22 protein-coding genes are annotated in these 23,310 nt (G+C 32.2%); 13 read left to right on the top strand and 9 right to left on the bottom strand.

The annotated features are described in order from the left end of the window. Window positions 1–15: 15 nt before the first annotated feature. The 4 genes from GFJ99_RS05235 to GFJ99_RS05220 all read right to left on the bottom strand — a co-directional run bounded on the left by GFJ99_RS05235 (window position 16) and on the right by GFJ99_RS05220 (window position 4,848). Entirely contained in the window at window positions 16–240 is a 225-nt protein-coding gene (locus GFJ99_RS05235) for a hypothetical protein (protein WP_040470453.1), read from the bottom strand. Between the two features lie 112 nt (window positions 241–352). Continuing rightward, window positions 353–2,785 (bottom strand): ribonucleoside-diphosphate reductase subunit alpha, encoded by a 2,433-nt coding sequence (locus tag GFJ99_RS05230; RefSeq protein ID WP_153207827.1) that lies wholly within the window; start codon window positions 2,783–2,785, stop codon window positions 353–355. Between the two features lie 252 nt (window positions 2,786–3,037). Beyond that, window positions 3,038–4,015, bottom strand: coding sequence for a ribonucleotide-diphosphate reductase subunit beta (locus tag GFJ99_RS05225; protein WP_008254939.1), 978 nt, complete (start codon window positions 4,013–4,015; stop codon window positions 3,038–3,040). A gap of 266 nt (window positions 4,016–4,281) precedes the next feature. Beyond that, window positions 4,282–4,848 carry a DUF3109 family protein gene (locus tag GFJ99_RS05220; protein ID WP_008254941.1) on the bottom strand — a complete coding sequence of 189 codons (567 nt, stop codon included), beginning with the start codon at window positions 4,846–4,848 and terminating at the stop codon, window positions 4,282–4,284. A gap of 452 nt (window positions 4,849–5,300) precedes the next feature. On the opposite strand from GFJ99_RS05220, the gene GFJ99_RS05215 reads away from it, so the two are divergent. Genes GFJ99_RS05215 through GFJ99_RS05200 form a run of 4 tightly spaced genes read left to right on the top strand, consistent with a single transcriptional unit; the run spans window position 5,301 to window position 7,174 of the window. Further along, entirely contained in the window at window positions 5,301–5,882 is a 582-nt protein-coding gene (locus GFJ99_RS05215) for a MarC family protein (protein WP_153207826.1), read from the top strand. Window positions 5,883–5,894: 12 nt separating this feature from the next. Next, entirely contained in the window at window positions 5,895–6,089 is a 195-nt protein-coding gene (locus GFJ99_RS05210; RefSeq protein ID WP_153207825.1) for a hypothetical protein, read from the top strand. Between the two features lie 6 nt (window positions 6,090–6,095). Continuing rightward, on the top strand, window positions 6,096–6,704 hold the full coding sequence (locus GFJ99_RS05205) for an FAD-dependent oxidoreductase (RefSeq protein ID WP_153207824.1): 609 nt from the start codon (window positions 6,096–6,098) through the stop codon (window positions 6,702–6,704). A gap of 17 nt (window positions 6,705–6,721) precedes the next feature. Further along, window positions 6,722–7,174 carry a hypothetical protein gene (locus tag GFJ99_RS05200; protein ID WP_153207823.1) on the top strand — a complete coding sequence of 151 codons (453 nt, stop codon included), beginning with the start codon at window positions 6,722–6,724 and terminating at the stop codon, window positions 7,172–7,174. A gap of 6 nt (window positions 7,175–7,180) precedes the next feature. Here the strand turns inward: GFJ99_RS05200 and GFJ99_RS05195 are convergent, their stop codons facing one another. Genes GFJ99_RS05195 through GFJ99_RS05185 form a run of 3 tightly spaced genes read right to left on the bottom strand, consistent with a single transcriptional unit; the run spans window position 7,181 to window position 9,775 of the window. Next, window positions 7,181–8,749 (bottom strand): S41 family peptidase, encoded by a 1,569-nt coding sequence (locus tag GFJ99_RS05195; RefSeq protein WP_162523948.1) that lies wholly within the window; start codon window positions 8,747–8,749, stop codon window positions 7,181–7,183. A 4-nt stretch (window positions 8,750–8,753) separates the two neighbouring features. Beyond that, window positions 8,754–9,182, bottom strand: a complete 429-nt coding sequence (locus GFJ99_RS05190; protein WP_008254951.1) for a dCMP deaminase family protein — start codon at window positions 9,180–9,182, stop codon at window positions 8,754–8,756. Next, window positions 9,182–9,775 (bottom strand): HupE/UreJ family protein, encoded by a 594-nt coding sequence (locus tag GFJ99_RS05185; RefSeq protein WP_153207821.1) that lies wholly within the window; start codon window positions 9,773–9,775, stop codon window positions 9,182–9,184. Before GFJ99_RS05185 ends, GFJ99_RS05190 begins: the two co-directional genes overlap by 1 nt. 142 nt (window positions 9,776–9,917) lie before the next feature. On the opposite strand from GFJ99_RS05185, the gene GFJ99_RS05180 reads away from it, so the two are divergent. Beyond that, the gene (locus tag GFJ99_RS05180) at window positions 9,918–10,349 is read left to right on the top strand and encodes a TerB family tellurite resistance protein (RefSeq protein WP_008254954.1); all 432 of its coding nucleotides are present in this window, start codon (window positions 9,918–9,920) and stop codon (window positions 10,347–10,349) included. 75 nt (window positions 10,350–10,424) lie between these two features. Here the strand turns inward: GFJ99_RS05180 and fbp are convergent, their stop codons facing one another. Then, entirely contained in the window at window positions 10,425–11,432 is a 1,008-nt protein-coding gene (gene fbp / locus GFJ99_RS05175) for a class 1 fructose-bisphosphatase (RefSeq protein ID WP_008254957.1), read from the bottom strand. Between the two features lie 114 nt (window positions 11,433–11,546). Between fbp and GFJ99_RS05170 the strand changes: the two genes are divergently transcribed. The 8 genes from GFJ99_RS05170 (at window position 11,547) to GFJ99_RS05135 (ending at window position 22,284) form a co-directional block, all read left to right on the top strand. After that, window positions 11,547–12,017, top strand: a complete 471-nt coding sequence (locus GFJ99_RS05170; protein ID WP_153207820.1) for a GNAT family N-acetyltransferase — start codon at window positions 11,547–11,549, stop codon at window positions 12,015–12,017. Between the two features lie 83 nt (window positions 12,018–12,100). Then, window positions 12,101–13,354, top strand: a complete 1,254-nt coding sequence (locus GFJ99_RS05165) for an aspartate kinase (RefSeq protein WP_153207819.1) — start codon at window positions 12,101–12,103, stop codon at window positions 13,352–13,354. Between the two features lie 161 nt (window positions 13,355–13,515). Further along, window positions 13,516–13,857, top strand: coding sequence for a hypothetical protein (locus tag GFJ99_RS05160; protein WP_153207818.1), 342 nt, complete (start codon window positions 13,516–13,518; stop codon window positions 13,855–13,857). A gap of 127 nt (window positions 13,858–13,984) precedes the next feature. Further along, window positions 13,985–17,389 (top strand): hypothetical protein, encoded by a 3,405-nt coding sequence (locus tag GFJ99_RS05155; protein ID WP_153207817.1) that lies wholly within the window; start codon window positions 13,985–13,987, stop codon window positions 17,387–17,389. 60 nt (window positions 17,390–17,449) lie between these two features. Then, on the top strand, window positions 17,450–20,896 hold the full coding sequence (locus GFJ99_RS05150; protein WP_162523949.1) for a T9SS type B sorting domain-containing protein: 3,447 nt from the start codon (window positions 17,450–17,452) through the stop codon (window positions 20,894–20,896). 6 nt (window positions 20,897–20,902) lie between these two features. Then, window positions 20,903–21,652 (top strand): enoyl-CoA hydratase/isomerase family protein, encoded by a 750-nt coding sequence (locus GFJ99_RS05145; RefSeq protein WP_153207815.1) that lies wholly within the window; start codon window positions 20,903–20,905, stop codon window positions 21,650–21,652. Continuing rightward, window positions 21,649–21,828, top strand: coding sequence for a hypothetical protein (locus tag GFJ99_RS05140; protein ID WP_153207814.1), 180 nt, complete (start codon window positions 21,649–21,651; stop codon window positions 21,826–21,828). Before GFJ99_RS05145 ends, GFJ99_RS05140 begins: the two co-directional genes overlap by 4 nt. Before the next feature lie 6 nt (window positions 21,829–21,834). Then, entirely contained in the window at window positions 21,835–22,284 is a 450-nt protein-coding gene (locus GFJ99_RS05135) for a 6-carboxytetrahydropterin synthase (RefSeq protein WP_153207813.1), read from the top strand. A gap of 55 nt (window positions 22,285–22,339) precedes the next feature. On the opposite strand, the gene GFJ99_RS05130 is transcribed toward GFJ99_RS05135, so the two are convergent. Continuing rightward, a partial coding sequence (locus GFJ99_RS05130; RefSeq protein WP_153207812.1) for an OmpA family protein occupies window positions 22,340–23,310 on the bottom strand: 971 nt, incomplete at its 5' end.

The raw sequence follows: 23,310 nt of genomic DNA, 5'->3' as shown, positions 1-23,310 counted from the left end.
TTTTAGATTTTAGAACTATTCTTTTTCGTTTGCCAAAAAGAAATTTCTCGATTTTTTTGGATACTGATTGTAGCTTTTATCACTCGGATTTACAATTACCGATTTGATGTTGATTTCATCTCCTACTTTAAAACTTTTTTCTGTGTATTGGTAATCCAACAAATATTCGCCACAGAAATAATTTCCGTCTGCGTCTTTTTCTATGAATCCGGTATGAACTCCTTTTTTATCTTTTGACATAATCTGTTTATTTTTTTCAAATGTACGAATTGAAACGCAATTTTTTAAAACAAAAACAGCCATCGTGTGATGGCTGTTTTCTAAATTCTATTTTATATATTCTATTCTATAATTAAGAACCGCACATTTCACAATCTTCTGGTCCGGCATTTCTTGCCATTTCTACCATTGCTCTGTATTCTTCAGCAGTCATTTCCGCTGGTTCTTCTAAAACCGCAATAGCTTCCACTTTTTTAACCTCTGTTTGTGGTTGTACTTCAATTGGGGCGGCTACTTTATCGTTATTTAAAGTAAACTTAATCGCATCTACTGCCGCTTTTGTTCTTAAGTAATACATTCCGGTTTTTAAACCTGATTTCCAAGCGTAAAAATGCATCGAAGTTAATTTTGCATAATTCGCATCTTGCATAAACAAGTTTAACGATTGTGATTGATCAATGAAATAACCTCTTTGACGCGACATGTCGATAATGTCTTTCATTGACATTTCCCAAACGGTTTTGTATAATTCTTTTAAATCGGCTGGAATTCTATCGATATGTTGTACCGATCCATTATGACGCATAATTTCTTGCTTTAATGTTTCGTTCCACAATCCTCTATCCACTAAGTCGTGTAATAAATGTTTGTTTACTACGATAAATTCTCCCGACAATACTCTTCTTGTATAAATATTAGAAGTGTAAGGTTCAAAAGCTTCGTTATTTCCTAAGATTTGAGATGTTGAGGCTGTTGGCATTGGCGCAACTAATAATGAGTTTCTTACTCCATTTGCCATAACTTCTTTTCTTAAACTTGCCCAATCCCAACGACCAGAAAGTTCTTCGTCTTTAATATTCCAAAGGTTGTGTTGGAATTCTCCTTTAGAAATTGGAGAACCTTCAAATGTTGAATATGGCCCTTCTTCTTTTGCCATTTCCATTGAAGCCGTAACAGCTGCAAAGTATAAGGTTTCAAAAATTTCTTGGTTTACTTTTTTAGCTTCATCACTTGTAAAAGGCAAACGCATCATAATAAAAGCATCTGCCAAACCTTGCACACCTAATCCTACCGGACGATGACGCATGTTTGAATTTTCTGCTTCTTTTACTGGATAATAATTTCTATCAATTACTTTATTTAAGTTACGTGTTACTCGTTTTGTTACCGTAAACAACAATTCATGATCAAATTTTCCGTTTTCAACAAACATTGGCAACGAAATAGAAGCTAAGTTACATACTGCAATTTCATCTGGAGACGTATACTCCATAATTTCAGTACATAAATTAGAAGAACGAATAGTTCCTAAATTCTTTTGATTTGATTTTCTGTTTGCAGCATCTTTATATAACATGTATGGCGTTCCTGTCTCTATTTGAGATTCAAGAATTTTTTCCCATAATTCACGTGCTCTAATTGTTTTTCTTCCTTTTCCTTTTGCTTCGTAAGAAGTATATAATGCTTCAAACTCGTCTCCGTACACATTATCTAAATCAGGGCATTCGTTAGGGCACATTAAGGTCCAATTTGCATCTTCTTCAACACGTTTCATGAATAAATCAGAAGTCCACATGGCAAAAAACAAGTCTCTTGCACGCATTTCTTCTTTACCTGTATTCTTTTTTAAATCTAAAAATTCAAAAATATCAGCATGCCAAGTTTCTAAATAAATAGCAAAACTTCCTTTACGTTTTCCTCCACCTTGATCTACATAACGAGCGGTGTCATTAAAAACACGCAACATTGGAACAATTCCGTTTGAGGTTCCATTTGTTCCGCGGATGTAAGAACCAGTAGCTCTAACATTGTGAATAGCCAAACCAATTCCTCCGGCAGATTGTGAAATTTTAGCCGTTTGTTTTAAAGTATCGTAAATACCATCAATACTATCATCTTTCATGGTTAACAAGAAACATGAAGACATTTGAGGTTTTGGAGTTCCGGCATTGAATAAAGTTGGCGTTGCGTGAGTAAAGAATTTTTTAGACATTAAGTCGTAAGTTTCAATTACTGCTTCTAAATCATTCATGTGAATTCCAACAGAAACACGCATTAACATGTGTTGTGGACGCTCTACGATTTTACCATTAATTCGTAATAAATACGAACGTTCTAAGGTTTTAAAACCAAAATAATCATAGTTAAAATCGCGAGTATATATAATATGAGAATCTAAAAATTCAGCATTGGCTTTAATTACTTCATACACCTCATCAGAAATTAAAGGTGCTTCTTGATTCGTTCTAGGATTTACGTAATGATACATTTCATTCATCGTTTCCGAGAATGATTTATTTGTATTCTTATGTAAGTTAGAAATTGCTATACGAGCTGCAAGTTGCGCATAATCTGGATGAGAAACAGTCATAGATGCTGCGGTTTCTGCTGCTAAATTATCTAATTCAGAAGTGGTTACTCCGTCGTATAAACCTTCAATTACACGCATTGCCACTTTTACAGCATCTACCATGTCATTTAATCCATAACATAGTTTTTTAATTCTATCAGTGATTTTGTCGAACATTACTGGCTCCTTATGGCCATCTCTTTTTACTACATACATAAGCTTTTTAGTTTTTTGAAAACAGACAATCCCTTCTCTATTTTCGATTATTATTAATTGAATTCAAGCGCAAGTCTCCCGACATTTTATAGCGCTTTGTATTTTTTTAAACACATAGAAACATAGATAAAACTTTTAAAAAAACAGATTTAGATAGTTCATTCTGAATACACATAGTACTTTGTCAACTTTTAAAAAGTATAATGTCTTAAACTCTAAGAAAAAACTATGTGCCTATGTGTTTAAATATTTTTAGAAATCAGCGTCGAAGCTAATTTTGCCAGACTCAGAATCAGAATTCATTACACCTGCTTTTTGATATTCAGCTACACGTTTTTCAAAGAAATTTGTTTTTCCTTGTAATGAAATCATGTCCATAAAATCAAACGGATTTGAAGAATTATACACTCTATCGCAACCTAATTCTACTAACAATCTATCAGTAACAAACTCTAAATATTGTGTCATTAAAGTCGCATTCATTCCTATTAAACTTACCGGAAGTGACTCTGTAATAAACTGACGCTCGATATTTAAAGCATCAACTATAATTTCAGTAATTCTTTCTTTTGGTACTTTATTCACAATATGATGTGAATGTAAATGAACTGCAAAATCGCAATGCATTCCTTCGTCACGAGAGATTAATTCGTTTGAAAACGTTAATCCCGGCATTAATCCACGTTTTTTTAACCAATAAATAGAACAAAACGAACCTGAGAAGAAAATTCCTTCAACAGCAGCAAATGCAATTAAACGTTCTGCAAAAGAATCTGATTCAATCCATTTTAATGCCCATTGTGCTTTTTCCTTAATCGCAGGAAATGTTTCAATCGCATGAAATAATTTATTTTTTTCTACTTCATCTTTTACATAGGTATCAATCAACAACGAATAGGTTTCGCTGTGAATGTTTTCCATCATGATTTGAAATCCGTAGAAAAATTTAGCTTCTGGATATTGTACTTCATTTACAAAATTTTCAGCCAAATTTTCGTTTACGATTCCATCAGAAGCAGCAAAAAATGCTAAAATGTGTTTAATGAAATATTTTTCATCATCATTTAATTTATTATTCCAATCGTTCAAATCGGTATGTAAATCGATTTCTTCTGCAGTCCAAATACACGCTTCTTGTTTTTTATACCATTCCCAAATATCTTGGTGTTTGATTGGAAAAATTACGAATCGATCTTTGTTTTCTTGCAAAATAGGCTCTACTATAGACATAGCTATTTGATTTTTATAATGTTAATGATTGGTTAAATGACTTATTTGGGGATTACAAAGTTTGTCATTTGAAACGAGAAATGAAAGCCAAACTTATTCACAATTATGCGAAGTTTTTAACAAAGTTGAAAATTGTCAGTAAATTAATATAGGTTTTTAATTACCTGATTGTCAATTACTTAAAAACAGTTGAAACAAAAGTTAAAACCTTGTGAGTAACTGAAAAATCAGCTATTCACATAAGATTTTTAGATAAAAAAAAGAGGTTATTTTTTTAAATCCTGAGCTACTTTATCTAACTCGTCAAACCATTCTTGTCCGAATTTTCTAACCAGTGCTTCTTTTACGAATTGATATACCGGAACACCTAATTCTTCTCCTAAAGCACAAGCATCTGAACAAATATGCCATTTATGATAATTAACGGCAGCAAAATCAGAATATTCTTTAACACGGATAGGATATAAATGACAAGAAACTGGTTTTTTCCAATCTACAATTCCTTGATTATAGGCTTGCTCAATTCCGCAAAGCGCCGTTTTTCCATCAAAAATTACATACGCACAATCTCTCCCTTCAATAAGTGGTGTTTCTAATTCACCAAAATCAGATGTAACATGTGTTCCTTGTTCTTCAATAGCTTTTATTCCTTCAGGGCGAAGAAACGGTTTTACTTTTGGATAAATTTCGGCTAAAATTTTAGTTTCTGCTTCATCTAAAGGTGCCCCAGCATCTCCGTCAACGCAACAAGCTCCTTTACAAGCTGATAGGTTACAAACAAATTCTTTTTCAAAGATTTCTTCCGAGACGATGGTTTTATTTAGCTGAAACATATAGGTGTATATTAAAGTGCAAAGATACGATTTTGAATTTAGATTTTCAGATTTTAAATCGAACTTGATATTGGCACGCGGATGACACAGATTCTACGAAGCGCGAATGATGACGGATTTTTTTAAAACAAAGTTTCACAGAGTTCTTTTGTAATTATTTGTAAAAAAAACTTGGCGCTCTTTGTGATTAAATTTTCACAGAGCTACACTGAGATTTCATGAATTTGATTGCGTTGATTAGAGACACACCGAGTCCGAAGCTTCGGACGTTTCACTTTCTTCTTGGCGCTCTTTGCGAAAAACCTTTGCTCCCGAAGCTTCGGGATTTGCGTTTAAATCGTATAGCTACTTGAATTTGCCCTTGATTTTTGCCCTTGTAATTGATAATGTATCGTTAAATTAAAATCGTACTTTGTTCAATATCCTTATATTTGCAGAAATATTCAGTTTGTATGGAATTAGGAATTAATTGGAAAGACGTATTTACAATTGGGATGATTCTTTTTGCAGTAATTGATATTGTAGGAAGTATTCCGATTATTGTGGATTTACGCAGTAAAATGGGACACATTCAGTCGGAAAAGGCAACAATTGTGGCAGCTGTAATAATGATAGCCTTTTTATTTGTTGGAGAAGAAATCCTTAAATTAATTGGTATTGACGCTAATTCGTTTGCCGTAGCTGGTTCGTTTGTTTTGTTCTTTTTAGCATTAGAAATGATTTTAGGAATTAGATTGTACAAAGAAGACAACCCAAGTACAGCTTCAATTGTACCCATTGCTTTTCCATTAATTGCTGGCGCAGGAACAATGACAACCATTCTTTCACTTCGTGCAGCTTATGACAAAATAAATATTATAATTGCAATAGTATTAAATGTAGTAGTTGTTTATGCTGTTTTAAAATCGTCTGGAAAAATTGAACGTTTTTTAGGAAATAACGGATTAGGCGTAATTCGTAAAATATTTGGCGTAATTTTACTCGCTATAGCGGTAAAACTATTTGCTGCCAATGTTAAAGGTTTATTTATATAGAAAATTACAAAAATGAAAATATTTACTTATGTGGCGATTGCCATTGCTTTAGGATTAATAATTTTTAATTTAATTCAAATTGATTATTCAAATCCGTTTGAAGGTCAAAGTACTGTAGCATTAATTGGAGTAGTTGCTGGTATTTGTGCCGTTTTATTACTAGTACTATTGCGTTATTCAAAAATTATTGTAGATAAAACAAAATAAAATATTATGCTTGATGTTTTAGTAATTGGCGCAGGTGTTTCTGGCGTTTCGTGTGCTTTAATTTTAGGTTCTGCTCAAAACAAACCATTTGCTACAGATAAAAAGATTGCTATTATTGCACATCAAAAAGCGTCTTCATTACAAAATGCTGTTTTTAATAATGCTTATGGAATCTCTGCCGGGAAATTAGGAAGCGAATTATTGGATGAAAGTTTGGAACATTTGACGAACTCTTATCCACATGTACAACAAATTCATGGAGAGAAAGTTATCTCTGTTTTGGGTGAAGCCGGAAATTTTACAATTACTACAAACAAATCTATTTACCAAGCAAAAAATGTAGTTATTACAATTGGTGCTGGAAATCCGTTTACAATTGAAGGGTTGGAGCGTTTTATTGAACCTCATCAGAAAATTCCAGCGATAAAAAATAGAATCCAATTGAAAAACACCGACCATTTAGTTACTGAAGGCATTTATGTAGCTGGCGTTTTAGCCGGACATAGAAGTCAGTTGAGTATAGCTGCCGGTAGTGGTGCTGCGGTTGCTACCGATATTTTAACATTGTGGAACGAAGGAAACCATACAATGGTGCACGATGCTTTGGGGAAATAATTTTTAATCCGTAGTACATGGAATTAATATTGAGCAAATCCTACATACCATTTTTAATCATAATACCAATTATATTGGTTTTAGCTTTTATTAAGCCTCAAGAAACTTTTGATGTAAATATTGGAGACACCTATTACGTTATAAAAAATTCTCACTTGGGAATTTTATTATCAATCGTTTATTTCTTATTAGCTAGTATCCATTTTTTATCAAAAACATACGAAGTAAAATTATATGATTTGACAATTGCATCTCATACAATTATATCAATTCTGGGTCTGATTTTAATATGGTTTTTAATCAAAGAAATTAACAAAAATGATATTTTAAGCTTTGAAGAAATGCTTAAAAACATAAGATATAAAGAACGCTTAACCTATTTATGCCTAGTTATACTTGGATTAATGGTTCTATCTCAAGTTATTTTACTAAGCGATTTTTCAATAAAACTTTTTAAAAAACTATTCTAAAATAAATTACTTACTCAACACCTTATTCACCATATCGTCTTTCTTTAGAATTAATTGGTAATAGGTTTTTTCGTTAAACAATTGACGCACAAATTCTGCATGAAGATAAAATAGCACTTTTTCCTTTTGATTGTCTAAGTTAAAAAGCAAGCCTCCTTTTGCCATATATTCCTTGAAATTATTAAAGTAATTTCCAGTTCTGATTTCTTTATCTAAAACTTCGGTGGTAATTTTTTCAAACTTCTTTCTGTTTTGATCCAATTGTTCAAAGACGAAATAATTCACTAATCCCGATTGCATTAACATCGTTAAACCTTCTGACCCGTGCGAATCTTCTAACGGTACAAAAATATCTGGCATTATACCGCCTCCACCATAAACAATTCTTCCTTTTTTGGTTTTGAATTTCAAACTATCGGCAATTTTAACTTTATCTTTATCGTATAACTCTCCACTTTGAAAACGCTTATCAAATTCATTAAAGTAATTCTCCCCTTTGTCTTCATAAGGCTTTTGAATAGAACGTCCCGAAGGGGTGTAATATCGAGCTACGGTTAATCGTACAGCCGACCCATCGCCTAGAGGCATTTCGCGCTGAACTAATCCTTTTCCAAAAGAGCGTCTTCCGTAGATTAAACCTCTATCGTTATCTTGAATGGCTCCTGCTAAAATTTCACTTGCCGAAGCGCTATTTTCATTAATTAAAATACTAACTTTTCCTGTTTCAAAAATTCCTTTTTCAGTAGCAAGAGTAGTATCAATTTTTCCTTTTTTATTTTTTGTTTTTACAATTAACTCTTTGTTTTTTAAAAATTCATCGGCTATTTTTTCGGCTGAATCTAAATAACCTCCTCCATTATCTCGTAAATCGATAATAATATGATTAGCACCTTCTTTTTTTAATTGGGTTAAACCCGATAAAAATTCATCGTAGGTTTTTTCTGCAAAGCGATTGATTTTGATATACCCTGTTGTTTTATTTACCATTTGAGCCACATCGACACTCTTAATCGGTATAACATCCCGGGTAACATTTACAGCAAATTTCTTCTTTTCAGATTTTCGATAAACTGTTAATTTTACATTTGAACCTTGTTCTCCTTTTAAGACAGAAAACAAGCTGTCGTTCTCTAATTTTTTATTGTAGAGTTGAAATTTATCAGCAAAAAGAATTCGGTCTCCCGCTTTTAAACCTGCCTTTTCCGAAGGTCCATTTGGAATTGGTTTAATAATCGTAACCGAATCGTTATACATGTAGAAATTGACTCCAATTCCTACAAAATCGCCACGCATACTTTGCTCAACAGCAAGTAATTCGCTCTTTGGAATGTAAATCGAATGCGGATCGAGTTTTTCAAGAATTCCGTTAACAGTTAAATCAACAATAGAATCGGTATTGAGACTATCAACGTATTCTTTTTCAATAAAATCGATAAGTTTGTTGAGTTTGTTTTTGTTTGCATTTTTAGTTAAAAACGCGTTTTCAGTAGAAGGATTGAGTTTACTTCCTAGCAACAAACCCACTGCAACTGCAGCAGCGATTACTAATGGAAAATATACTTTATTCATCTTCATTTTTCTAGCTCAAATCTTCAATTAATTCTACTTCAACTCCGGCTTTCCTTAAAAAATCAACTCCCGAAGTATCTTTATATTCTTGATGATACACCACTCGTTTAATACCCGATTGATGAATTAATTTACTACAATCTTTACAAGGTGAAAGTGTAATATACAATGTTGCATCTTCGCAAGATTGTGTAGAACGTGCCACTTTTAAAATAGCATTTGCTTCAGCATGAAGCACATACCACTTTGTTATATTAGCATCATCTTCGCAACAATTTTCAAATCCCGATGGAGTTCCGTTGTAACCATCAGAAATAATCATTTTATTTTTAACAATAATTGCGCCCACTTTTTTTCGCTGGCAATAGGATAAATTACCCCATTCTTTGGCAATTCGTAAATACGCTTTATCGTATTTCTCTTTTTTTTCCTTTTTCATTATCGGTTCCAAATTTCACTTTCTATAATCATTGGCAAAACTACACCAATTATAAATGCCGACATAACCAAAGTCCAATCTCTTTTTGAAAAACGGAAAAAAGTTTGCACCACATAGGAAATAATTAAAACAACCAAAACAACAATTACTTGAGCAGCTTCTATACCTAATGCAAACTCTAAAAGCGGTAACAATTTATCAGAAGCGCTTCCGGGTAATATGGTTTTAAAATAATTAGAAAACCCTAATCCGTGAATAATTCCAAAGAATAATGTTACGATTGCTACAAAAGTGATGCTTTCATTTTTAGCTGTTTTACCAGCAGTAAAAAGCTGAAAAACAGCAGTTATTAAAATGGTAATAGGAATTAAAAACTCTACCAAACTGGCTTGAATTTGAACCACACCAAAAACAGATAAAAGTAAAGCTAAAGTATGCCCCAGTGTAAAAAGTGACACTAATACAAATACCTTTTTCCAATCTTTAAAAGCATATGGAATTACCAAAGCTATTAAAAACAACACATGATCGTATGCGCTAACATCTAACACGTGTTTTAGACCAATATTAAAGTACATCCAAAATTCTGACATAGTTTTATTATTAATTAGGTGAAATTCAAACTTACGATTTATTTTTATATGTAAACCAATAATTAGTCATAAAAGCGTGTGAAATTGTTGTAAAAAAATAGATTTTTTGTGTAATTTTACCGCAATAAAAAAAATAAACAACATGTCAATTTCAGATTTATTCGATAGCGGTTTTAGAAATAGAAACAAAGGACACTTTTCAGCAATTGTTAGAGTTGCGTTATCAGACGGAACAATTACTCCTAATGAGAAACAATTCCTAGAGAAATTATCCATCAAATTAGAAATTTCTCATGCAGAATATGAAGAAATTTTAGAAAACCCTCTAAAATATCCAGTTAATCCTCCTTTAATGCATTCGCACCGTTTAGAGCGTTTGTATGATTTAGCAAGAATGGTGTATGCCGACGATGTTTTAGGAGACAAACAACAAGATTTATTAACGCGTTTTTCTTTAGCTCTAGGATTTACTGCTGGAAACGTAGGTTATATCGTAGATAAAGCGTTAAAATTAGTAGATATGAATGTGGATTTAGACACGTTCACTTATGAAATGCAACACATGAACAGATAATCAAAACTGTTTTAAAATACAAAAGCACAAACTCATTAGAATTTGTGCTTTTTTTATTTTTATTATTTGAAGAATTTACTTCGCTTTCTCCATAAATTCTTCTGCTTTTTCTACCATGTTTTTACTTCCGCAAAAAAACGGAACGCGTTGGTGTAATTCGGTTGGTTGAATTTCCATAATTCTTGTAAAACCATCCGAAGCTTTTCCTCCTGCTTGTTCGGCAATAAAAGCCATAGGATTACATTCGTATAACAAACGTAATTTACCATTTGGAGTTTTAGAAGTAGTTGGATATAAATAAATCCCTCCTTTAATCATGTTTCTATGGAAATCAGAAACTAAACTTCCGATATAACGAGAAGTATAAGGTCTATCACCTTCTTCTAACTGACAGTATTTTAAATAATTCTTTACTCCTTGTGGAAAATGAACATAATTCCCTTCATTAATTGAGTAAATTTTTCCGTCTTCTGAATATTTCATGTTTGGATGCGACAAATAGAACGTTCCAATTGCCGGATTTAATGTAAATCCGTTTACGCCATCGCCAGTAGTATATACTAACATTGTCGAAGTTCCATAAATTACATAGCCTGCCGCTACTTGATTGACTCCTGGTTGCAAGAAATCCTCAATAGTTACAGGAGTTCCTACTGGTGTAATTCTTCTGAAAACCGAAAAAATAGTTCCTACCGAAACATTTACATCAATATTAGATGAACCATCTAAAGGATCCATTAAAACTACATATTTGTTATTATGTGAATTATCCGAACCAGCAACGGTAATAAAATCATCATTTTCTTCTGAACCAATTCCACAAACGATTTCACGATTAATTAAAGTTTGAATAAAAACCTCATTAGCGTAAACATCTAATTTTTGTTGGTCTTCGCCTTGAATGTTTTGTTCTCCTGCAGCACCTACAATATCTACCAAACCAGCCTTATTCACTTTGTAATTTACTACTTTAGCGGCTAATCGTATTGAGTTTATAATACGTGATAATTCTCCTGTTGAATACTGAAACGAATTTTGATGTTCAATGATAAATTCGCCTAATGTGGTGTTTCTTTCTTCCATTACGAAAACGATGTAGTTGTGTTTAAGGCACAAATATCGTGAATTTTGTTAAAAGAGTATATTAATTTGAAAAGATGTTTAAGTTAATTTTACTTTTGTAAAAAATTACTAAAAATGATTATTAGAAAAGCGACAAAAAAAGACATGCCATTTGTACTTGAATTAATTCAGGAATTAGCTATTTTTGAAAAAGAACCTACTGCAGTTGTAGTAACGGTAGATGATTTAATTCATGATGGCTTTTCAGAAAATCCTCTTTTTCAATGTTTTGTTGCTGAAGAAGAAAATACTATTATTGGAATGGCTCTTTATTATTATCGCTATTCTACTTGGAAAGGAAAAACGATTCATTTAGAAGATTTAATTGTAAAAGCAGAAAATAGAGGAACAGGAGCTGGTTTTGCTTTATATAAAGAAATCATGAAACAAGGAAAAGCCGAAAATGTTCGCAGAATTGAATGGAACGTTTTAGACTGGAATACGCCAGCCATTGATTTCTATGAAAAATCGGGTGCTAAAGTTTTAGGCGATTGGCGTGTAGTGCACATGGATGAAAACGGAATTACTAATTTTTTAAACGAATAAATTATTTTTGGAACACCGATTTTAAAAATTTTAGAAATTTCTACAATCTGTGTTCCTAAATATAAACACAACTAATTCTCAAAATGAAAATATTCAAATTTGGAGGCGCATCAGTTAAAGATGCCGAAGGCGTAAAAAACGTATTAGAAGTATTAAAAACGGTTGGATACGAGGATGTTCTTATTGTAATTTCTGCAATGGGAAAAACTACCAACGCTTTAGAATTGGTTATCAAAAATTATTTTGATAAATCTAATGAATTGAATGCCTCACTTCAGGAAGTTAGAAAATACCACAATCAAATTTTATTAGATTTATTTGAAGACGAAGATCATGAAGTGTTTTTTGATGTAAACGCGCATTTTGACGATTTAGAATATTTTATTCGTAGCAATAAATCACCAAATTACAGTTTTGTTTACGACCAAGTGGTAAGTATTGGCGAATTAGTTTCTACGACTATTGTAAGTCATTATTTTAATTTTAGTGGCTTGAAAAACAATTGGATTGATGTTCGTCCATTGATAAAAACCGACAACAATTACCGAGATGCTCAAGTAGATTGGGAAACTACTCAAAAATTGATTACAAAAGGTATAAAGAAAAAAACGTTAAACATTACACAAGGATTTTTAGGCTCAGATGAGAATAATTTTACCACGACTTTAGGACGTGAAGGTTCTGATTATACAGCAGCAATTTTTGCCTATTGTTTAGGTGCCGAAAGCGTTACTATTTGGAAAGACGTTCCTGGTGTTTTAAATGCCGATCCAAGATATTTTGAAAATGCGGTGTTGCTGAATCAAATTTCTTACAGAGAAGCGATTGAGTTAGCATTTTACGGAGCATCCGTAATTCATCCAAAAACCTTACAGCCTTTACAGAAAAAGGAAATTCCGTTGTTTGTAAAATCGTTTGTAAACCCAACATTACCTGGAACAAGTGTTTCAAGAGGAGCCGATTTAATTCCGCAAACTTCATGTTTTATTGTTAAGAAAAACCAATTGTTGTTATCATTATCCTCTATTGATTTCGATTTTATCATGGAAAATCACATCAGTGAAATTTTTGCTTTGTTTGCGAAATACAAAGTAAAAGTGAATTTAATTCAAAATACGGCAATTAGTTTCTCGGTATGTATAGAAGACAAATACAACAACTTCGAAGAGTTGCGAAAAGTATTGGCTAAAAAATTCAAAGTTTCGTACAACGAAAACGTATCGCTTTACACCATAAGACACTTTGATGAAAACGCTGCAAAAGTAGTAGAAACGAATAAAACGATATTACTACGCCAAATTTCGAGAGAAACGATGCAGGTGATTACGAAGGAGTAGTCTTAAAATAAATTACCGCAGATTCGCAGATTACTATTAAAAAAATCTTTGAATCTGCGGTTCAAACAAAATACTTCCTTTTTTCCAACAATAAATCCTACTTTTATATATTCAAAATTGATTTTAAATTGCAATTTGCTTTTTAAAACATAAAAGTGATTATGAGTATAGAAATATTATTAAATATTCCGAAAGAGTTGAATTCAAATCCAAATTTATCAGTTTATAATTTGGTTAAAGGATATTATTTTGATGATTTTTCTGAATTATTTGTGTATGAATATTTGATTAAAAATAATTCAACACATAATAATTGGTTATTGTTTTGTGAAGATAAACGAACAGATGAAGGCTGGGTTATTGAAAAGAATTTCTTTTTTTACAATGTTTATCATTTGAACAATAAAAATAGTAAATCAAATTTTAAACGTTTTACAAACAAAGACAAAGCATTTAGTTATTATATTTATAATGAGATAATTTCTATATACGAAAACAAATAGTTAAAATAATTTACCGCAGATTCGTAGATTGCTATTTAAAAAAATCTGTGAATCTGCGGTTCAAACAAAATACTTCCTTTTTTCCAACAATAAATACTACTTTTGAAGATTCGGAGTTATAGTATTTATGCAAAAAATTGTTTTTTTAGTGGGATTTCTGTTTTGTTTTTTGAGTGGTTTTGCTCAGGAAACCTTACAATCGTATCCAACTAAGAAAATTGCGTTTTCAAAAGACACCATTTCAATTGAAAAATTCAGTTTAAACAATTCCTTTTTTGAAATTAAAGATAAAAATGGAAAAGTCATTGATAGCAGTTTTTACAATGTAAATTTTCAAAAAGGAACCTTAGTTTTTACCAAAGAAATCAATACTTCTGATTCTTTAGTTGTTCGTTATTCTAAATTTCCAGAATTTTTAACAAAAACCTATTCCATTTATGATGACGACAAAGTGGTTTCGAACGAAGCTGGAAAATTAGTTGTTTTCAAAAAAGAAAAAAATACCAAATTCAAACCTTTTGACGGATTAAATACTTCGGGAAGTATTACGCGTGGCATTACGGTTGGAAACAATCAAAACACGGTAGTGAATTCGAATTTAGATTTGCAAATCACAGGAAAAATTTCGGATAAAGTGAGTTTGCGCGCTTCCATTCAAGACAGTAATATTCCTTTGCAAGAAGGAGGATATTCGCAAAAACTAGATGAGTTTGACCAAATTTTCATCGAATTATTTTCGGATAAATGGAACATTCGCGCTGGAGACTTATTTCTGGAAAATAGAAAATCATCTTTCTTGAATTTTAACAAAAAAGTACAAGGTTTAGCGACTCGTTTTGCCTTTGGAACGCCTGATAAAAAAACCGAAGTCGTTGCCTCTGGCGCTTTGGTTCGCGGACAATATGCGCGAAGTACATTTACAGGACAAGAAGGTAATCAAGGTCCGTATAAATTGCGTGGCAACAATAACGAATTGTATGTTTTAGTTATTTCAGGTTCGGAGCGCGTTTATGTAAACGGAATTTTGAAAACTCGTGGAGAAAACAACGATTATATCATCGATTACAACGCTGGAGAAATCATTTTTACTTCTTTATTTCCGATTACTTCCGAAATGCGAATCAACGTAGAATATCAATATACCGATAGAAATTATACGCGATTTATAACCTATGGAGGTATTTCGCACGAGCGAGAAAATTGGCAAATTGGTGGTTATGTGTATTCGGAAAGCGATGTAAAAAACCAACCTTTACAACAAAATTTATCTACAGAACAAATTGCTATTTTACAAAATGCGGGTGATGATATTTCGCAAATGAACGGACCATCAGCCTATTTAGATTCCTATTCCGAAAATAAAATTTTATATCGAAAAGTATTGATTGGTGGCGTTGAAGTGTTTGAATATTCCAATAACCCAACTGACGAATTGTATAATGTTCGATTTTCATTGGTGGAAAATAACGTAGGAAATTATATTTTAGTCAACAATCAAGCGGTTGGGAAAATATACGAATATGTAGCGCCAATTGGCGGCATTCCGCAAGGAAATTACGAACCTATTGTTCGTTTGATTGCTCCTACAAAAATTCAAATAGCAACCATTTTAGGAAAATACAATCCGAGTGAAAAAACAAATTTAGATTTTGAAGTAGCACTAAGCAATAGCGATCAAAATTTATATTCGAATTTAGACGATACTAACAATAAAGGATTTGCCGGAAAATTCAATGGAAAACAACGACTTTTTGATGGAAAAACAAAAATTGATGCCTTTGCGAATTACCAATTAATTCAAGAAAACTTCAAACCTATTGAACGATTATTTAACATCGAATTTAATCGCGACTGGAATATTACTTCAACTTTATTAGGCAATCAAAGCATTTTAACTTCAGGATTGGATTTTAATTTCAATAACAAAGGAAAAGCATTGTATCAATTTGAAAACTTAACTTTTGGGGATATTTTTTCGGGAAACAAACACACTCTATCAGGAAGATATGCTACAAAAAAATGGATGATTTGGAGTAATTCAAGTGTAATGAAAAGCGATTCTGAACTTTCCAATTCGGCTTTTTCAAGAAGCGAAAATCGTTCGTCTTATAAATTGGGAAAAAATTGGGTTGGAGCCACTGTAAATTTGGAAGATAATTCAGAAAAACTAAAAGCAACGAATACTTTTTCGGGCTTGAGCCAGCGCTTTATCGAATATGGCGCTTTTGTGGGAAGAGGTGATTCGACTAAAGTTTATGTAGAATTGGGATTTTTACAACGTCAGAATGATAGTTTGCAAAATAATCGCATTGAAAAAGTGAATCATTCTAATTCGTATTACTTAAAATCGCAATTAATTAAAACCGAAAAAAGTAATTTGAGTGTGTATTTGAATTACAGAAGACTGAAATATGAAGATTTGAACAAGCAAAATGAGCCTTCTTTGAATTCTCGAATTTTGTATTCTGACCGTTATTTTGGACAAATACTTCAAACTACAACGGCTTATGAAACCAGTTCAGGAACAATTGCTCAGCAAGAATTCACCTATTTACAAGTAGAACCCGGACAAGGAGTTTACATGTGGAACGATTATAACGGCAACGGAATTCAGGAATTGCAAGAATTTGAAATTGCCCCTTATCCAGATTTAGCGATTTATGTTCGTGTGTTTTTACCCAATCAGGTTTTTATAAGAACACATCAAAACAAATTTTCTCAAGCATTGAATTTCAATTTTAACCAATGGCAAAACGAAAATGGATTTAAGAAATTTGCCTCGCACTTTTATAATCAAACATCATTTTTAATCGACAGAAAAATAAAAAGAAATGGTGATAATTTCGATTTGAATCCGTTTTCAAAAGGCGAAGATGGATTGATAGGTTTGAATACGAATTTTAGAAATAGTTTGTTTTTTAACCGAGGTAAGCAATATCATTCAACCACTTATTCGTACTTGTTAAACGAAAGTCAAAACTTACTTTCAGTGGGAAGTATTTCATCTAAAAATAATTCACATCAAATACAATATCAGCATTTGGTAAAGAAAAGTTGGTTATTTAACCTTTTAGGAAGCGCTACAACAAGCAAGTCTAATTCTGAAAATTATCCTAGTAGAAATTTTGAAATAGTCAGTTATCAAATAGAGCCTAAAATTGGCTATTTGTTTTCCAAAAATGCGAGTTGGGATATTTTTTATGAATACCAACAAAAAGAAAATCAAATAGGTGCATTTGAAACCTTAACACAAAACCGATTAGGAACATCTTTTACTTTTAATAGTGAAAAAGGATTTAGTATAAATGGAGAGTTTTCAATGTATAACAATTCTTTTGAAGGAAATGTGCTATCTGCAGTAGGATTTCAAATGTTAGAAGGATTACAACCAGGGAAAAATCAAACATGGCGTTTGCTTTTACAGAAAAATCTAACGCAATATTTAGACATCAATATTAACTATCAAGGAAGAAATAGCGAAACTAGTAAAACCATTCACACAGGAAATGTGCAATTAAGAGCCTTTTTTTAGTTAATATTTAGATTAATTCTACATTTCTGCTTAATTTTACAAGCTATGTTTAAAAATGCTATGTTTAAAACTATTTCTATTACATTATTTCTATTTACAACCATTTGTTATTCTCAATTAAGTAACAAACATTGGTTACCCCCTTTGCATTGTAGAGATGCAGGATCTGTAGCAGATCATTATTTATATTTATCAACTCAAGAAACAACTCCTTTTCAAATTACAGTTACGGATGGTGCTGGTAATTTAATAGGAACAAACCCGTATACTATTTCTGCAACAACTCCTTTAACAATAGATTTAGGCTTTGGCCAAAATACTAAAATGTTTGTAGGTCAGGAAAATGTAAATATAGTTTTAAATGATCGTGGTGTTATACTTGAAGGAACTAAAGATTTTTATGTGAGTTTTAGAGTTAGGTCTCAAAACCATGCCGAAATGTTAGTTTCAAAAGGGAGACCTGGCATTGGAACCAGTTTTAGATTAGGACATATCATTAACGAATCTTTTGACAATAGAAAATCATTTGTTACCAGTATAATGGCAACAGAAGACAATACTAGTGTAAGTTTTACTGATTATGACCCAAATGTTGTTTTTACAACAAGTACAGGTACACTTATTGTTGCTTCTCAAAATTTCCTATTAAATGCGGGGCAAAGTGTCATTATTACAGGATATAGCGATGTATTTAATAATTTAGACGGAGCAATAGGTGCTTTAATAACCTCAGACAAACCAGTTGCTGTAAACAGTGGCAATGCTTTAGGAGGTATTGAAGGTGGAAGAGCTGATTTTGCACTAGATCAAATAGTATCAGCTTCACAAATTGGCGACGAATATATTTTTATTGAAGGAAATGGACTTTCTACTATGGAGTTACCATTAATCGTTGCAAATGAAGATAATACCGAAATATTTATTAATGGTTCTGCAACACCTGCAGCAACAATTAATGCAGGAGACTATTTTTTAGTAGACAACAGTTTTTATCAAGGAACTAATAATAGAAATATTTATGTAAAAACTTCAAAAAATGTTTATGCCTATCAATTATTAGGAGGAGGAAATGATACTGCAACTGCGGGTTTAAATTTTATTCCACCTTTAAGTTGTTTCTTTCAAAATTCAGTTAATATTCCTAGTGTAAATAGAATTGGAGGAACATCTTATACTGCAGATTTAATGGTTTTAACTTATGCTTCTGCAACCCTAACTTTAAACGGAGCCACTATTCCAAATACACAAGCTCAAGCAGTGCTAGGAAATACTGATTGGGTTACGTACAGAATTTCAAATGTTAGTAATAATGTAACGATCGAATCAACTGGTCCTTTAGCTGTAGGCGTTTTTGGATACCTTGGTAGTGCTTCAGGTTTTGCTGGTTATTATTCAGGTTTTGGAAGCACACCCGAGGACACTGATATTACTATTTGTTCAAATGAAACTGTAGATTTATTTGATGCGATAACCGGAAATCCAGGTGATAATGGCACATGGACTATACCTGTTGGAGGTGCAGTATTAAACAACAATATTTTTGATCCTGCGGTGAATATTGCTGGAGAATATATTTATGAATTTACAAAAGATTGCAACTCAACCCCTACAACTATTCCGGTAAAAATTAATGTAATCGTACAACAAGCACCTAATGCTGGAAATAGCCTAAACTACTCAACTTGTGTAAATGCAAATGCTTTTGATTTATTTACTCTATTAGGAAGTAATGTAACTACGGGAGGCACTTGGTCGCCAGCGCTTTCTTCTGGAACAAGCATGTATAATCCGGCATTAGATATGTCAGGAGTTTATACGTATAGAATTTTAGCAAGTGGCGCATGTGAATCTGTTTCGGCAAGCGTTACGGTAACTAATAATCCTATTCCTTCGGCTCCTGTAATTCCCGACTTTAATTTATGTGATAATAATCTTGACGGAGATGACACAAATGGATTCGTAACTTTTGATTTAACTCAGAAAAATTCAGAAATTTCAAATTTAGTACCAGGATATAATATTACGTATCATACCGATATAACAGAAGCAATTGCTGGGAGTAACAACATTACTTCAATTTATGATACAAATAGAACCGTTCATGTACGATTGACTAATTCAACAAACGGATGTTATTTTACTGCATCGTTTAATTTAGTTGTAAATCCTAAACCTGTTGTAAATGCATTAGTAACTTTGAAACAATGTGACACCGATACAGATGCAAGTACAACTTTCAACTTAACTCAAGCTAATATTTTAATTTCAAACGACAATACTTTAATATTTTCATACCACAATAGTTTAGCTGGAGCAGAAAATAATAACGATTTTGTTTCTAATGAAATTTCTTTTACGGCATCAAACGGAAGTTTTGTTTGGGCTAGAATTTCAAATAGTAATGGCTGTTACAGAACTTCAAGAGTAAACTTAATAGTTTCTGCAACCACAATACCTCAAACTTTTAGATATTATATTGATGATGTTTGCGACGATTATTTAAGTGCTACTGACCCAGATGGAGACGGAATTGGATATTTTAATTTAACAGAAATTGAAACCGTATTAGTTAATCAATTTCCACCAGGACAATCTTATACATTTAGCTATTACCAAAATCAAATAGATGCCGAAACAGAGCAAAATGCAATAACAGACATCAATAATTTCAGAAATACCGTTGCTAACAATCAAATTATTTGGGTTAGAATTGAAAGTAATTTATATGAATGTGCTGGCCTAGGACCATTTTTAGAGTTAATTGTAAATCCTTTACCTGATACAAATTTGGGTGATGATTTTGTTATTTGTATCGATCCTACAACAGGCATAGGTTCTCAAGAAATAAATGCTACGCCAGCTACACCAGGCAATTACACCTATGACTGGACACCTGCAAATCCGGCAGGGAATATTGCAACATACAACATAACCTCTCCAGGCACCTATAGTGTTATTGTTACGAATACAGTTACATCATGTAGCTTTTCAGATTCGGTAACCGCAACATTTTCATCTGAACCACAAAGTGTAAGTGCCGCTTTATTAACACCTGCATTTTCTTCTGGATTAGCATCCATTGAAGCTACTGCAGTTGGAGGTTTTGGAATTTACGAATATAGCTTAAACGCTTTAGACTGGCAGTTAAGCCCATTATTTAGCGACTTACCTAATGGATCTTACACTATTTACGTTAGAGATATTCAGGGATGTGGTTTGCTATTGACTAATACGATTCAAACCATAACATTTCCTAATTATTTTACTCCAAATGGAGATGGTTATAATGACAGATGGAATATTAATTTACCTATAGAATACGAAGGTTTAATTACCATTTATGACCGTTATGGCAAATTAATTAAGCAAATTAGCCCAGATAGTTCTGGTTGGGACGGCACCTATAATGGAGGATTATTACCATCAACCGACTATTGGTTTAAAGTTGAGTATATAGAAGACAACACAAGAAAAGAATTTAAATCTCATTTTAGTTTAAAAAGATAATTTGCAATGGGAACAATAGAGACTATAATTAATGGAAAAGTTGCAACTTTACTTTTTTTTCATCCATCAAGCAATTCATTTCCAAGCACTTTACTGCAACAATTAACTGAAGAAATCAATGCTTTAGGAAACAACAAATCGATATCAGTAATTGTACTTAAAAGCTCAGGAACAGGTGCTTTTTGCGCAGGTGCTTCTTTTGACGAGTTGCTTTTAGTAAGTAATTTTGAAGAAGGGAGTCAATTTTTTTCAGGATTTGCAAATGTTATTAATGCTATGCGTAAATGTCCAAAATTAATTATTGGTAGAATTCACGGAAAAGCAGTTGGCGGTGGCGTTGGATTAGCTGCAGCATGTGATTATTCATTTGCGTGTACCAAAAGTGAAATTAAACTTTCTGAAATTGCTATTGGAATTGGTCCGTTTGTAATCGAACCAGCTGTATCAAGGAAAATTGGCAAAACAGCCATGTCTGAAATGACACTAAATCCAACCGCTTGGAAATCCTCTAAATGGGCTTTTGAAAAAGGACTTTATTCCGAATTATTTGAGACTATTGAAGAATTAGATCTTAGGCTTGAAGAATATACAAAAGAGCTTTCATCATATAACGAAGAAGCTCTATTTGAAATGAAAAAGGTGCTTTGGGAAGGAACAGACCATTGGGAAAATTTACTTTATGAGAGAGCCTCTATTTCAGGTAAATTGGTTTTATCTGATTTTACAAAAAAAGCACTAGAAAAATTTAAAAAATGAGAAGTTTAATCCTTTTTCTTCAACAAGTAAATGTTGAGCAAAAATTAAAAGCAGCTCCAGATAATCAATATCAAATAGGCGTATTAATTGGTTCATTTGTTCCCTTTATAGTTTTAATCGGAATTGCTTATGCCCTTTATTATAGAGCAAAAAAGAAAGAGCAAAATTTAAAATAACAAATCATGTCAAACATAAGAATTACAAAACAATTTAACTTTGAAACTGGTCATGCTTTATATGGTTATGATGGAAAATGCAAAAATGTTCACGGCCATAGTTACAAACTTTCGGTAACCGTGATTGGAAAACCAATAACAGACAAAACGAATGTTAAGTTTGGTATGGTTATAGATTTTGGCGATTTAAAGAAAATTGTAAAAGAACAAATTGTTGATGTTTTTGATCATGCAACTGTTTTTAATAAAAATACTCCTCATATAGAACTAGCACACGAATTGAAATCAAGAGGTCATGATGTTATTTTAGTAGATTATCAACCTACAAGTGAAAATATGGTTATTGATTTTTCTAATAAAATTAAAAATCTTTTACCTGAAAACATTAAATTACATTCACTTAGATTACAAGAAACAGAAACTTCATTTGCAGAATGGTTTGCTTGTGATAATTAAGAAACAAAAAAGTCCTCATATATTGAGGACTTTTTTGTTAAAAGTATTGAATTGGTTATTTCTTAACAATTAAGAATTCACTTCTTCTGTTTTGAGCATGTTCTTCTTCTGTACATGATTTGCAAGCTACTTTTGGTTCGCTTTCCCCAAATCCTTGTCCTGATATTCTTTCTTTTGCAATTCCTTTACTGATTAAGTATTGAACAGTAGATTTTGCTCTTCGGTCTGATAATTTCATGTTGTAACTATCACTACCTCTGCTATCAGTATGCGATTTAGCGAATATTACCATTTCTGGATACTCATTCATAACCGCTACCAACTTATCTAACTCTGCTGCTCCTTCTGCTGTAATATTACTTTTATTGAACTCAAAGTAGATCGGTTGTAAGATTACTTCTGTTTCTGTAATTATTGGAACAATTGGTTTTAAAGTTATACCTACAGCCATATCTTGTCCAAATTCATTTTCTGGAATTTCTACTTTATAAACATTACTGTTCTCATAACCTGATTTTGTTGCGTAACTAATATAAACTGGAAGGCATTTTAATGTTGTTTCTGTTCTTCCAGATATATCAGTTGTAAAACTTGATAGAATATTTTGTTTTTCATCTGTTAAAACGACTAAAGCTCCTTCAATTTCTTTTCCTGTAATTTCATCTCTTACAGTAGTTACTGCTCTAAAATTACAAATCGGATCTGCTTTGTAGATGTTATCTACTCCGTCTCTGTTACTCGAGAAGAAACCTACTTTCTTTGATGTATTGTATGTGAAAGCAAAATCGTCTTTTGATGTATTTACTGGTTCTCCTACATTAATTCCTTCATCGCTTTTGTTTAAGTCCATCTTAAAAACGTCCAATCCTCCAAAACCTGTTTTTCCGTTTGATGAGAAAAACAACACATTATCATCGGTAATGAATGGAAAACTCTCATTTGCTTCCGTATTTACTTTTGCACCTAAGTTCTCTGGTGTTCCATACTCATCTCCGTTTACTGATACTTTCCAAATATCTTCTCCTC

This window comes from Flavobacterium sp. LMO6 (assembly GCF_009495795.1).
Taxonomy (GTDB): Bacteria; Bacteroidota; Bacteroidia; order Flavobacteriales; family Flavobacteriaceae; genus Flavobacterium.
Note: the sequence above shows the minus strand (reverse complement) of the source record. Positions and strands in the feature narration are given on the sequence as shown.